Genomic DNA, 13,153 nt, shown 5'->3' with positions numbered 1-13,153 from the left:
CTACCGAAGTATAAAAATGAAAAAGCCGGTCAATCACCGGCTTTTCTTGTTTTTAATAAGATATCGGACTTTCCATTTGTGCTTTTTCAAGTCCTTCAAGAGTACTTTATTCTTTATCTGATAATCGAGATGTATCGACACGGATTCTTGGAAGGACTCTTCCGCATTTCGTATGCTGTTCCCGGAGACGGCTAAATCGATGGAAGGACAATAGGCGATATAGGTATTATCTTGTTTGAAGATGTAGATGTGGAATACCCCTGTAAGCAGATTACCGGAGATTTCTATTTTATCGGTACGAGGTCGCATAACGTTCACGAGTCAATTTGTTTATATATGATTTCGGGCGGAATAGCCGATATTTTCGAGAAGGCGAAAAGTTTCTTTCCCAAGTCTTTCAGCGAAGCGCCTATATGGTAGATTTCCCCATCGATGATTAGGAACCGATCGTGCGCCTTTGTGTATAACTTGACCTTTACAGGCGAATATTGAGCGTTGAATCGCTTGATGTCGAGCTCTAATTGCGGAGTGATTTTATCCGTATAAATCACCACCGATACCGATTTTCCTCGTTTCCCGAATAAAGTCAAGACAGACTCGTCTATGTAGTTGTCGAAAAGGACGATACTCTTTCGGGCTGACTTGACAAGATCGCAAACGAATTTGTAGGCGTCGAATATCTGGCCGGCAAAAAATATTCCCTCTATCGGCGGTAAGGAATGGCGGACAAAAAAATCTACTTGGTTACTGAGCCTTTGTATTTCGGAGTCATATCTTTGGAAACGGGTATCGATTTTGTCTTCCAATCTTTCAAACCGATGGTTTAAGGAATAACCTTTCAACATATAATCTTTTAGAACAGAATTTGCCCAACGTCTGAAAAGTGTAGCGTTTTTTGAATTTACACGATAGCCTACCGATAGAATAGCATCTAAGTTATAGACTTTTGTTTTATAGTTTTTTCCATCTGCGGCAGTTAGTTCCAAAATGGAACATACTGAATTTTCGTCTAACTCATTACTGGCAAAGATGTTTTTTAGATGTTTGGTTATAGCTTGCCTCCCTGTTCCGAACAGTTCAGATATCTGTTGTTGTGTCAGCCATACGGTCTCATTTTCTAAACGGACTTCCAGACTTACAGAACCTTCTGGTTGATATAATACGATTTCACTCTTTTGTTCCATCTCTGAATAGTTTTTGCAAATGTACATAAATAATTAAAAAACAGTGATGAACTTCTGAGATATGAGTTCACCGGGTATTGGTCTCGTCGTATCAATTCCGAACATCGTATTATCTACACGGTTCATGATGATATTGTGACCGTTTTTGTCTCCATGAGATACTATTATGCAAAGTAAATTTATAGAAATTCTATTTTGCTTTTATATTGTCAAAATCAATGACTTGACGATTAGCAGTGTCTATTTTTTTCGGAATCAAAACCTGTATGAATGTCTATTAATGCGATTACCGGCCTACCATTTGCCTATTAGGTCCATATTTTTAAGACTGGATATAAAAAGAAAAACACTGATAATTAATTATCAGTGTTTTTATAAATCAGTCGGGGTGACAAGATTCGAACTTGCGACCACACGCCCCCCAGACGCGTACTCTAAACCGGGCTGAGCTACACCCCGCTGAATTGGTAGTGCAAAAGTAGTGGTATTTTCTATACTGACAAAATTTTGAACAACTTTTTTACTCCTGTTTTTCTTCGAAATTTCCTAATTGCTTGCAAGAGAGTCGGTAGGGGTTATAATTTAAATAGGTCGCGGTATAGGTCGAATGCTACGAATATTTCTTCCTTATCGACGTGACAGTCGATGACCGGTTTGCCGATGGTTTGTAATAATGTGAAGTTGATGTATCCGGCTTCGTTTTTTTTGTCGTGGGTCATCAACTCGTAGAGTGTTTCGTAGTCCTTACAGGTAATGGGAAATGCTCTGTAATGGCGATAGATGTATGCTGCCAATTCGGAGATTGTTTCGGACGGAAATTTCAGATAACGGTGGGAGAGTAGTAATTCGCATATGAATCCCCAAGCCACGGCGAATCCGTGAGGTATGGGAGTTTCCCGCTTGTGTGAAAGGCTCTCGAATGCATGGCCGATGGTATGACCTAAATTCAAGGCTTTGCGTATTCCTTTTTCAAAGGGATCTTCGGCGACGATACGTTCTTTGACTTGTATCGATTCTTTGAGCAGTGGCAGAAGTTTTTCCCAATTGGGCATGGACAAGTCGAAATCGAGCAATGAACGGTAGGTGGCTGGATTGTCGATAAGTCCGTGTTTTAACATTTCGGCGTATCCCGACAATAATTCGTTCTGTGGCAGTGTCTGAAAGAATTGTGTAGAGACGATGACCGTATCGGCCGGGCGAAAGGCTCCTATTTCATTTTTCAATCCGTTGAAATTTATTCCTGTTTTTCCTCCTACGGCGGCATCTACTGCTCCTAATAGGGTTGTGGGGATATTGATGAAACGGATTCCTCTTTTGAAACAGGCTGCGGCGAAACCTCCCAAGTCGGTGACCATACCTCCTCCCAAGTTGATAAGAAGCGATTTTCTGCTGGCTCCCTTGTGGCTCAGTTCGTTCCATACGTGAACGAGTGTTTGGAGTGTTTTATAGGTGTCGCCGGCTTCGATCGTAATATATTGGGCTTGTGTGGATATGTTTTTCGATATTTCGGGTAGGGCGAATTTTTGGGTATGTGTGTCGCAGAGTATAAAAAGGGTATCGAAAGAAAAGTTTTCGAGCATATTTTTAAGGGTCTCGCCGGGTGTGGCTGTGAATATGATTTTTTGCGACTCCATACAGATGATATTATCGGGTGATTTTTAGCGTGTGTATAAGTTCGTCGACATGATTGGCGAAATCGGGCATGGACGGGAAAACCATATCGGCTCCGGCTTCGATGAGTGCCTGTGCCGGAATGGGGCCTGTGTTGACTGCTATGGTAAATATTTGTGCTGCCGTACCGGAGACTACCCCTAAGGGTGCGTTTTCGATGACAATCGCTTCGTTCGCTTTGACTCCGGCTTTGGAAAGTCCCATTAAATAGGGTTCGGGACTCGGCTTCCCAATCTTTACGTCATATGCCGTCACCTTATATTGCTGTTCGAATACACCGGGATAATCGTGGTCTAACCGATCTAAGAGAGAACCTTGTCCCGAACCTGTGACCAGTACAGGGCGTATGCCGTTACCGATGATTCGTTGCAGCATGAGGTCGGCTCCCGGCATGGGGACGATTTTTTCCAACGCGTTGAAATGTTTTTCCTTGATTTTATAAATCTCGGCACACTCGTCATCGGACACCTGTTTCCCGAAATGTTTGTCGAACAAGTATTTAATTGTACTGGCTCCTGTTCGTCCTTCGTATAGATAAAATTCATCTTTGGAACATTTGAATCCCATAGGGGTGAGTGTACGATACCAAGCTTCGACATGATTTTTCATCGAGTCGTAGAGAACTCCGTCCATATCGATAAGCGCGGCCTTAGGAGTAATGCAAGGCACGTTGTGCTGTAAAAGATAGTTTTTAATAGCGATATTTTCCAAAATGTCGTGTTTCTTGTTTTATTCTACAAAAATAGAGCTTTTGAGATAATTAGCCAAAGAAGTGATGTTGAAAGACTTTTATTTTGTTTGAGATTGGATATTGGGTTTATTTCTGGTTTGTTAAAAATTTAACAAGATGTAAAATTAAGGCATAAATGTTTGTATTCTGTGATAATCCATTATTTTTGCAATAGATACGAGAATAGGTCGAGTTTCGGCATTACTAATCAAACTTGTTTCTGCGTTGGGCTTGTACTATTTTTGTCGCAAATATGGAAATGGATTGTATTTCGATATTATCAAGATTTGTTTTTTCTGCTTTTTGAAATAAAATAAAGTTATAAGGATATGAAGAGACTATTATGTAAATGGATTCCGGTGTGTGCAATGGGTGCTGTTTTATGTGCCTGTGGGGGTGGAGTAGCCGATGGAGATTATGTCGGTGCATTTAAAGAATATGTAAAATCGGAGTTGAAGTCTGGAACGTGGGTTCTATCGGCCGATGAAAACTTATCCGCAGAGAAAGTCGATTCGATTCAAGTAGAAATTCTCCATGAAGTGACCGTTGCCGATAGTCTTCGAGCCGGTCGTCAAGAGGCTATCGATAGCTACGTTTCTACCGAACAACGTTTGAAATATGAGATGGAGGTAGCGGAACATAATTATAAACTCGATGAGAACAGCCAGTTTGCTCGTCGTGCCGATTATGAACGAAAATTGAAAGAGGCTATGCGTTCACATGGGAATGACCGTAATTATGCTTCGAAAATAGAAGGATATAAACAGGCTATGGAGCGTTTGCCCAAAGATCATGAAGCTTATGTAAAATTTGACAAGGATAGGGACTTTTCGTATATTCGAGAATATGAGACCGCCAAATCGGCTTATGATCAATTTGTCGCCACGAATGTAGACGATTATATACAATCGTATGATTTAATCGCTCGCTATGTCGGTCGTGATACGACTGAGGTTTTGGGTGTTGCTGCTCAGGTAGAGTTTATTACTCCGGACGGGAATCAATCTGCTATCGTTTTGTTTAATGAGAAACCAACCTTTGTGAAAACCATCTTAACGGATGCTCAGGCGTTGGAAGACGATGATACAGAAAGCGACGCCATAGAGTATGAAGCGGAATAATAAATAGAATGGTTTAAAAATAAAAAAGGAAAGGGCTACATTTTGTAGCCCTTTCCTTTTTTATTCGATTCAAAATATTATCGATATCGTATAACAAAACATGTAAAAGCAAAAATTTTTCAGGTATGTAGGGGGTATGTGTATTTTTTGTGTCATAATGGTAGAACGACTTTAATCTTTCTATTAAAAATTTATGTATTTATGATTAAAAAACATGTACTCCTAAGTATTTTGGGACTTTTCATTGCGTGTACTGTCGGGGCGCAGGATAATTCGATGGCCGATGAAAAGGCTATTGTGAAGTCGGGTAACATGCGCTTTACGGTGTTGACTCCCGAAATGATTCGTATAGAATATAGTGCGAAATTGCAGTTTGAGGATCGCGCGTCCTTTGTAGTCATTAATCGCCATCTTCCGGTTCCGAATTTTACCCAAGAGGAACGTGACGGATATCTTTATCTTACAACCGATAAACTGGAACTGCGTTATAAACTGGGTACATATCCGGTAAGCAATGATCGTTGTAATCCTAATTTACAAATTACACTCGATGTGAACGGGGTCGAAGAGGTGTGGTATCCTGGGAAACAAGACCCGTATAATCTGAAAGGAACGACTAGAACTTTGGATAGAGCAGAGGGCGATGTGCGTGAATGGTTGGAGAATGGGTTACTTTCTCGTGTTGGTTGGGCTGTGATCGATGAACGAGAACCTCGCAAAGACGGTAGTCTGAGTCTTATGTTCGAGAGAGATACGAATGGGGGTATGGATTGGGTCGCTCAACGTAAGGATACCGCCGCTCTTGATATGTATTTCATGGGTTATGGGCATGATTATAAAAAGGCTCTTGGCGATTTCACCAAGATAGCCGGTAAGATTCCGTTGCCTCCGCTTTATGTATTTGGATATTGGTACTCTAAGTTTCAACGTTATACCGAGCAAGATATGCGCGATATTGTAAATGAAATACGTTCGCGTGATATTCCTATGGATGTACTCGTTATAGATATGGATTGGCATCGTAATGGTAAGACCGGTTCTACCGATGGAACCGAGTGGACCGGTTGGAGTTGGAATAAAGCTCTTTTCCCCGATCCTGCCGGTTTTATCTCTTGGTTGCACGATGAACAAAATTTGAATACGACACTTAATTTGCATCCGGCCGATGGTGTTTTCCCAAAAGAGGATAATTATGATGCTTTGTATGCCGATTTGGCCGGACGTTATTCCGATATAAAGGCCGATAGTCTGACTAACGAAGACGGTACCATTCGTTGGAATATCGAAAACAAGGATTTCTACAAGGCCTTTTTCGAACATATTTTACGGCCTCATGAAAATATCGGTGTCGATTTTTGGTGGGTCGATTGGCAACAGTGGATGATTGCGCAGAATGAACCGAATTTAGGTAATACTTTTTGGTTGAATCATGTGTTTTTCAACGATAAAAAATTGCAGGCAAAAAATCGGCCGTTTATCTTTCATCGTTGGGGTGGGTTGGGTAATCATCGTTATCCTATCGGTTTTTCGGGAGACTCGGAAGCGACTTTTTCTTCGTTGGCTTTTCAGCCCTATTTTACAGCTACCGCATCTAATGTCGGTTATGGTTATTGGAGTCATGATATAGGAGGTCATAATCAGGAGGGAGCCAACGATGCCGAGTTGTATTTGCGGTGGATTCAATACGGGGTCTTCTCTCCTATATTGCGTACACATGCTACGGCTGCCGGCCATATCGAACGTCGCATTTGGAAATATGCTAATTTTGAGCAGATGCGTGATGCCATTTATTTGCGTTATGCTTTGATACCTTATATTTATACGATGGCACGTTGGTCGTACGATACGGGAGTGGGCATGTGTCGTCCTATGTATTATGATTATCCCGAAGCAGATGAGGCTTACCGTTATGAGGGACAGTATATGTTTGGAAACGATATACTCGTAGCCCCCGTCACTTCGTCGGATAAAGGAACGAATGTCAGTGAAAAAGATATTTGGCTACCTGAGGGCAAGTGGTATGAAGTGATGACGGGTGAGTTAATCGACGGTGGTTCGGTCGTTACTCGTTCGTTCACTCGTGAACAGATTCCTTATTATTATCGCGAGGGTGCTATCATTCCGCTTTATCCTCGTATGATGCACCTGAAAAAACGGCCTGAAACACTCACTTTGCAGTTTACACCCGGAGCCAGAGGCGAATTTAATTATTATGAGGATGCCGGAAACAACGCTGATTATCAAACAGCTTGTACATTTACAAGAATTACGCAAAATACCGAGGACGGAAGAACCTCTTGTACTATTTATCCTCGTACCGGATCATTCGACGATATGCCGGAAGAACGGGCTTATCGTCTTGAATTTTTGGCTCGGAACGAGGCTCCGACAAAGGTCACTTTTTCCGATGGAACGCATGCTGTCTATGAGTATGATGCCGAGGGTAAAAAGATCGTGATCTCCGTACCGAAAAGAGCATGCAGTTCAGCTATAACCGTAATCATTGAATAATAAAAAGAGAAAAATATGAAAAGATTTTGCAAGAATATGGCCGTTTTACTTCTCTTGTTTGGATTTGTTCTAACTGCGAGAGCAGATTGGCGGCTTGTTGGAGATACGGCTGAATTAAAGATTCCCGTCGTGCTTTCTCCGGTGGGAGACGATGGAAAGGAGTTTGTTTACGTGGGTGGCTTGCCGGAAGTTTTGTTTAAATTGACCGATGGTATAACGGAGTATGTCCATGAATGTGGTAGTAATAATCCTTTGGGCGATTCTATACCTTTGCGAGAGGCCGGTGAAGACGAGCGAGGGTTGTGTATCCGGTATGCGAGCGAGACCGATGTATATAGATTGACCCTTACAGTCGATGGTAATGCAAAAAGTTTGAAGGCTGAACGGCTCGAATTGCCTAAAAACTTGTATATCATAGGAGGCCCGTTTAATCGAGAGATTCAATTTTGGAAGTTTCAGGATGCCAAAGCCTTAGAAGTGGATCGGACATATCCTTATATTTTCTATTATAAGGGTGTCATGCGCTATAACGATGAGGGTGACGAGTGCGGTAGTTTCATGTTTTTGAAACGATTGAGCTGGGACGATAAATATCACCCTGCATCGAGTGGAGATTTTTCTATTTCGGGAAAGGTGGGACAACCTTTGAAAATGCGTTTGAATGGAGAGGATAATAAGTGGACTATTCCGGCTGACCGAAGTGGAGATGGATATTATGAATTGAAAGTCGATTTACTCAATCTTACACTTACCGTCGAAAAGTTTGAACCGGATTTGGTAGAGAATCCATTTCCTCTTTCGGTTTTTGCTGTTGGAGCGGCTATGCCTTGTGGTTGGGATAATGCCCATCCTATGGTGATGACCCCGATCGCAGAGGGTGTATATCGTTGGGAAGGAGATGTAGAGGCCGGCGATTTCAAATTCCTTCGTAGAAGAGGAACTTGGGAACGTTGTTATGTGGCTAGGACAAAAGATGAACCTATTCGTTTTGGCGAGGAACATGATGTTATTTATGAGTATAATTCGTTTGAGGAGGGAAATGACTATAAGTTTGTGCTTCCCAAGACAAATCATTGTATTCTGACGCTCGACCTTAACCGAATGAAATTGAGGGTGGATAATGAAGAAACGGAAGGCAGTGGCGTTGAATCGATTAAAACATCTGGCGAGTTGATCTATTATAGTTCGGATAATACGCTTTTCTTGCGAAGTAAAAACAATTTACAGTTGCAGGTTCGTGTATTTGCCCTTGATGGGTGTCTCGTCTCGGAAGATGTTTTTATAGGTGGTACGGACATTAGCCTCTCTCGTGGTTATTATATCGTAGTCCTTCACCGTGAAGATGGTACGCAAGTTGCCGAGTTCAAAGTTTTTGTTGATTGAATCTGGACTTAGATTGGAATTTGTTATAATAGTTAATCGACACGAGCCTGTGTTCCGCTATCGGGATTTTAAAGTAATCGGGCTGTTGAAATAAAAATAAAACGAGATTATCTTTTGGAGGTAATCTCGTTTTATTTTAAATGTGAACGTTTTAATTATATCGACTAAATGTTGAATCCGATTTTCGTTTTGCTCGTTTCTTCGTTATCGACAGATAAATTTTTGACAATGGTTACCACATCGCAACAAATAAATCCCTTGCTTCAATGAGATGGAGTTATCTCCCTCAACACCTTGAACTTGGGCTACGATTCGACCTTGTAGGTCGCTGATGATAATTTCTTGGGGTACAAGAAGTCGTATAATTGTGTTGCCGGGATAGGAAATAACCTTGATCTCTTGGTTTTCTCGACGGGTATTGTCTATATTCGAGGGAACGGGAACTTCTGTCAGTTCTGTCCATTGAGATTGGTAAAGATCGTCGCCCACTACTGCATAGGCACTCATGCGAAATGCAAATTGGTCACCCCATGCTTTGGGTAGATCTGTAAAAGTGTAACTGTTCGTCCTGCGGCCTTCGACGAGGGTATAATCGTAGTTATAGCTAAACCGGTCTCCCTTTGAAAGAGTTTGAGTCATTGTGAATTCGTCGAGATAGATTTCTTTGGTATAATCGAGTTGCCTGAAATATAATTCGATATACATTTGTTCACTGCTATGCTTAAAGTCTATTGTCAAATTATTATAGCCTTCTTGTGTGAGAAATTTGGTTATTTTCTCGGGAGTACCTTGTGAGTAGTAGTTGTTAAAGTCGATTTTGTCTCCTTTGGCTCCATATACTCGTACGTTGACTGTACAACCATTTGTATTGGTTGTGCTGATGACGGGGGTCTGAATATTGATACCACTGAGCATGCCTTCCGTCCAGCATCCGAAATTAACAGACCAGTCAGGGACCGTTGTATATTCGTCGTAATTCGTTGTACCGTCGTCTTCTGCCGGAAGATCGATCGTGCCTCCCGTAAAAGCATCGAAATTTTCGTGGAGAATGGTTTTTGTTTCGTCTCTTTGGGCAATGTGGGTATAAACATTGTAAACGACATATCCGTTGGACCCGATGACTGTGTTCCAGTTGGCTGTATATTGCCCCCCTTTAATATCGGTGAATTCTTTGAGTACAGGTTTGGAAAGGGAACCTGCATATCCGAATACATCAATCATATTTGATTCCAAAGAAGTTTCAGAGCCGTTGGTGCTTTTTACCGTGTAAAAATAATCGGTATTGTCTTTGAGTCCGGTTACGGGAGCTGACGTTTCTGTGATTCGTTTGTTTTCGACAAGATAATCCCGTGTTTTTACGATACCGCCATAAGTATAACTTATTTCGTCAATAGCCGTGGGACTGTTTAGATCTGGATTTTCATCGGTATAAATCATTTTGAACTGAATACACCCCACCGGGATATTGGCGGAAAAATCGGCTATTCCCCCACTTCGATAACTAATTGTTGAGGCTTCACCGAGAGAGTGCCATTGAAAGCCGTCAAATCCGTAAACTGCGACTGTTCCGGTGGCATTGGCGTTTTTTATCCAAAACGAAAATTTCGAGGCGGGAGCCGGTAATACAGGGGTAACAATCGAATCGCCTGTGGCATCGAATGCAAGAGCTATTTTCCCCGAATAAACAGATGTGGTATCTCCGGCGACATTGGTCGTATATAATTGGCGAATAGAGCCGGTATTCACGTCGATTTTCCAATTTTCGGGGAATACGGATAGGTTAGAGTCTATGTATTTATTTCGTTTTGACCCGGAAGAACGAGGCACTAATCCCTCAAAACTTTCTGTGACTTTTACTGTTTCTGTCCCGCAATCTTCCATTTTATAGGCAAAAACATTCAAATTGTAAGCCGAAGCCTGAGATACAGATTGCCAGTTTGCGGTAAAGGAATTTTCAGTAATATCGGTTGCGGGTAGAGCTTTGGGGACTTCAAGAGCGGCATGGGAGAGTGCAATTCCCCATAACGATAAAATAAGAGTAGCTAATCTTCTCATGATCTAAGGGTTATGTTTTATAGGGAGTAAAGATATTAAAAATATATAGAAAAATTTATTTGATAAGATATTTTAAAAGAACAGCCTGCCGAATTTTTCGGCAGGCTGTTCCTACATTTACGTTATGTTTAATTAGATACGAGCTTGTATGGCTTTACTTTCTTCTTCGTAACCGGGTTTATTGAGCAAAGCGAACATATTGCGTTTGTATGCTTCGACTCCCGGTTGGTTAAACGGGTTTACGCCCAAAATATAACCGCTAATGCCGCAGGCTTTTTCGAAGAAGTAAATCAGTTGTCCCAAATAGAGCTCCGATAATTCGGGTATTTCTATTTTAAGGTTGGGGACTCCGCCATCTACGTGAGCTATTTGAGTCCCAAGTTCGGCCATTTTGTTTACTTCGTCCACTCTCTTTCCCGACAGGAAATTCAGCCCGTCCAGATTATCCTTGTCGGAAGGGATATTTACCGTATGTTTCATTTGGGCAACCGAAAGAACGGTTTCGAAGATGGTTCTTTCACCTTCCTGAATCCATTGTCCCATCGAATGTAAATCGGTCGTGAAGTCGACAGACGCCGGATAGATTCCGAGGTTTTCTTTTCCTTCGCTTTCTCCGTAGAGTTGTTTCCACCATTCTGCGAAGAAGTGTAATTTAGGATTGAAGTTGACGAGGATTTCTATTTTCTTTCCGCTTTGATATAAAGCATTTCGGGTGGCAGCATAAATCGCTGCGGGGTTTTTCTCGAAAGGAATATCTTCTCCACACGCTTTTTCCATAGCTACCGCTCCGGAAACCAGCGTTCTGATGTCGAATCCGGCTATGGCGATAGGCAATAGTCCTACGGGAGTGAGTACCGAGAAACGGCCTCCTACGTTGTCGGCAATGACAAAAGTTTTGTATCCTACGTTGTCGGCCAGTTTACGCAATGCACCTTTTTTTGCATCGGTTATGGCGATGATGCGATGTTTGGCTTCGTCTTTTCCTACTTGTGCTTCGAGCTGTTCTTTCAACAATCGGAAAGCAATGGCGGGTTCTGTTGTCGTTCCCGATTTTGAAATGACGACGATGCCAAAAGATTTATTTTTCAGGAGGGTTTGCAGTTCAAACAAATAGTCTTCGCCGATGTTGTGTCCGGCAAACAGTACGAGCGGATTTTTATGTTCCGAGCGAAGAAATTCGAATGAGTCGGATAGAGCCTCGATAACAGCTTTGGCCCCGAGGTAGCTACCTCCGATACCAATGACTACTACTATTTCGCAACGGTCTTTCAATTGTTTTGCAGCAGCTTCGAGGTCTGCTAAATGGGCTTCTGTTATTTCGGAGGGTAGATGCAGCCACCCTAAAAAGTCATTTCCTTTACCCGTACCTTTGTGCAGCATTTCCATGCCGCTTTTCGCTTTGTCTTCCAATGCGAATACATCGCTTTTGGATACAGTGCCTAATGCTTTTTCAATGTTCAATTCGATTGATTTCATAGTTTCACTATATTAGTTGTATTACAGAAATGTATCATATATACTTTCGATGGCGTGCCGGGGCAATACTTTTTTGTAGAGTATATCATAAACACATTGCAGTATGGGCATGTTCACCTTGTATCGTTCGTTTATTTCGTAAATACACTTCGTGCCGAAATATCCTTCGGCAATCATCTCCATTTCCATTTTTGCGGCGCTGACGGAGTAACCACGTCCTATCATGGATCCGAAATTGTGATTGCGGCTGAACCGGGAATAGGCGGTAACCAAAAGGTCTCCCAAATATACCGAGTCGCTGATGTTTCTGTCCCGGCATGGGGAGACTGCTTGTAAAAAACGGTCCATTTCGTTCAAGGCGTTGGATACGAGCATAGCTTGAAAATTATCTCCGCTCTTCATACCATGACAAATCCCGGCGGCTATGGCATAGACGTTTTTTAATACGGCAGAATATTCAATACCTTTTACATCGGAGGAGATAATGGTTTTCAGCTTGGGACTCGCCAATATGTCGGCGAAACTTCTCGCTTTTTGCAGATCGTTACACCCGATGGTGAGATAGGAGAGCCGTTCGAGCGCTACTTCCTCGGCATGGCATGGCCCCCCGATTACGGCCAAGTGGGATTCCGGCACGTGATAGAAATTTTGCAGGTATTCGGTGACGATCATATTTTCGTCGGGAACGATTCCTTTTATCGCTGTCACGACAAATTTTTTACTGATGTCGGCCGACAGTTTCTTTAAATGGGACTTCATGTAGGGCGATGGAGTCACCAAGAGCAATGTGTCGGCCGCATCGGCGATTTCGTTGATGTCGGAACTGAAATGTATTCGAGATGTGTCGAATGTGACATCGGACAAATATACAGGATTGTGACCTGTTTGTTTGAAATCGGCGATACGGTCGTCTCGACGCATGTACCATAGGATATTATCGGCATTATTAAGCGCCAGCTTTGCCAAAGCTGTCGCCCAACTGCCACCTCCCATGATCGCTATTTTACCGGGTATAGGCATGG

Annotated in this window: 11 protein-coding genes and 1 tRNA gene; 4 read left to right on the top strand and 8 right to left on the bottom strand. The window is 42.2% G+C overall.

Annotation, left to right across the window (positions count from 1 at the left end):
- Positions 1–33: 33 nt before the first annotated feature.
- Both HMPREF9448_RS03240 and HMPREF9448_RS03235 read right to left on the bottom strand, forming a co-directional pair.
- Positions 34–318, bottom strand: a complete 285-nt coding sequence (locus tag HMPREF9448_RS03240; protein WP_008861160.1) for a hypothetical protein — start codon at positions 316–318, stop codon at positions 34–36.
- Complete coding sequence (locus HMPREF9448_RS03235; RefSeq protein WP_008861159.1) at positions 315–1,184, bottom strand: virulence RhuM family protein; 870 nt, start codon at positions 1,182–1,184, stop codon at positions 315–317. Before HMPREF9448_RS03235 ends, HMPREF9448_RS03240 begins: the two co-directional genes overlap by 4 nt.
- A gap of 54 nt (positions 1,185–1,238) precedes the next feature.
- Here HMPREF9448_RS03235 and HMPREF9448_RS14355 point away from each other — a divergent pair, with 54 nt between their 5' ends.
- Positions 1,239–1,361 carry a type II toxin-antitoxin system YoeB family toxin gene (locus tag HMPREF9448_RS14355; protein WP_083855839.1) on the top strand — a complete coding sequence of 41 codons (123 nt, stop codon included), beginning with the start codon at positions 1,239–1,241 and terminating at the stop codon, positions 1,359–1,361.
- Between the two features lie 206 nt (positions 1,362–1,567).
- On the opposite strand, the gene HMPREF9448_RS03230 is transcribed toward HMPREF9448_RS14355, so the two are convergent.
- The 3 genes from HMPREF9448_RS03230 to HMPREF9448_RS03220 all read right to left on the bottom strand — a co-directional run bounded on the left by HMPREF9448_RS03230 (position 1,568) and on the right by HMPREF9448_RS03220 (position 3,566).
- Positions 1,568–1,643 (bottom strand) — tRNA-Pro (locus HMPREF9448_RS03230).
- Positions 1,644–1,759: 116 nt separating this feature from the next.
- The gene (gene aroB, locus HMPREF9448_RS03225) at positions 1,760–2,818 is read right to left on the bottom strand and encodes a 3-dehydroquinate synthase (RefSeq protein ID WP_008861158.1); all 1,059 of its coding nucleotides are present in this window, start codon (positions 2,816–2,818) and stop codon (positions 1,760–1,762) included.
- 10 nt (positions 2,819–2,828) lie between these two features.
- Complete coding sequence (locus tag HMPREF9448_RS03220; RefSeq protein WP_008861157.1) at positions 2,829–3,566, bottom strand: HAD family hydrolase; 738 nt, start codon at positions 3,564–3,566, stop codon at positions 2,829–2,831.
- 348 nt (positions 3,567–3,914) lie between these two features.
- Between HMPREF9448_RS03220 and HMPREF9448_RS03215 the strand changes: the two genes are divergently transcribed.
- From HMPREF9448_RS03215 to HMPREF9448_RS03205, 3 genes are all read left to right on the top strand, one after another.
- On the top strand, positions 3,915–4,706 hold the full coding sequence (locus tag HMPREF9448_RS03215; RefSeq protein WP_008861156.1) for a hypothetical protein: 792 nt from the start codon (positions 3,915–3,917) through the stop codon (positions 4,704–4,706).
- A 201-nt stretch (positions 4,707–4,907) separates the two neighbouring features.
- Positions 4,908–7,217: a glycoside hydrolase family 31 protein gene (locus HMPREF9448_RS03210; protein WP_008861155.1), complete on the top strand. Its 2,310-nt coding sequence runs from the start codon at positions 4,908–4,910 to the stop codon at positions 7,215–7,217.
- A 15-nt stretch (positions 7,218–7,232) separates the two neighbouring features.
- Entirely contained in the window at positions 7,233–8,600 is a 1,368-nt protein-coding gene (locus tag HMPREF9448_RS03205; protein ID WP_008861154.1) for a SusF/SusE family outer membrane protein, read from the top strand.
- Positions 8,601–8,804: 204 nt separating this feature from the next.
- Here the strand turns inward: HMPREF9448_RS03205 and HMPREF9448_RS03200 are convergent, their stop codons facing one another.
- From HMPREF9448_RS03200 to HMPREF9448_RS03190, 3 genes are all read right to left on the bottom strand, one after another.
- A complete protein-coding gene (locus HMPREF9448_RS03200; protein WP_008861153.1) occupies positions 8,805–10,655 on the bottom strand; it encodes a hypothetical protein in 1,851 nt (616 codons plus the stop codon).
- Between the two features lie 132 nt (positions 10,656–10,787).
- Complete coding sequence (locus HMPREF9448_RS03195) at positions 10,788–12,131, bottom strand: glucose-6-phosphate isomerase (RefSeq protein ID WP_008861152.1); 1,344 nt, start codon at positions 12,129–12,131, stop codon at positions 10,788–10,790.
- Between the two features lie 21 nt (positions 12,132–12,152).
- Positions 12,153–13,151, bottom strand: coding sequence for an NAD(P)H-dependent glycerol-3-phosphate dehydrogenase (locus HMPREF9448_RS03190; RefSeq protein WP_008861151.1), 999 nt, complete (start codon positions 13,149–13,151; stop codon positions 12,153–12,155).
- Positions 13,152–13,153: the final 2 nt, after the last annotated feature.

Origin of the sequence: Barnesiella intestinihominis YIT 11860 (assembly GCF_000296465.1) — a bacterium.
Lineage (GTDB): Bacteria > Bacteroidota > Bacteroidia > Bacteroidales > Barnesiellaceae > Barnesiella > Barnesiella intestinihominis.
Note: the sequence above shows the minus strand (reverse complement) of the source record. Positions and strands in the feature narration are given on the sequence as shown.

Coding starts and splice junctions, on each gene's coding strand:
- HMPREF9448_RS03205 (WP_008861154.1), top strand. CDS start 7,233: ATGAAAAGATTTTGCAAGAATATGGCCGTTTTACTTCTCTTGTTTGGA.
- aroB (WP_008861158.1), bottom strand. CDS start 2,818: ATGGAGTCGCAAAAAATCATATTCACAGCCACACCCGGCGAGACCCTT.
- HMPREF9448_RS03200 (WP_008861153.1), bottom strand. CDS start 10,655: ATGAGAAGATTAGCTACTCTTATTTTATCGTTATGGGGAATTGCACTC.
- HMPREF9448_RS03210 (WP_008861155.1), top strand. CDS start 4,908: ATGATTAAAAAACATGTACTCCTAAGTATTTTGGGACTTTTCATTGCG.
- HMPREF9448_RS03215 (WP_008861156.1), top strand. CDS start 3,915: ATGAAGAGACTATTATGTAAATGGATTCCGGTGTGTGCAATGGGTGCT.
- HMPREF9448_RS03190 (WP_008861151.1), bottom strand. CDS start 13,151: ATGCCTATACCCGGTAAAATAGCGATCATGGGAGGTGGCAGTTGGGCG.
- HMPREF9448_RS03235 (WP_008861159.1), bottom strand. CDS start 1,184: ATGGAACAAAAGAGTGAAATCGTATTATATCAACCAGAAGGTTCTGTA.
- HMPREF9448_RS03195 (WP_008861152.1), bottom strand. CDS start 12,131: ATGAAATCAATCGAATTGAACATTGAAAAAGCATTAGGCACTGTATCC.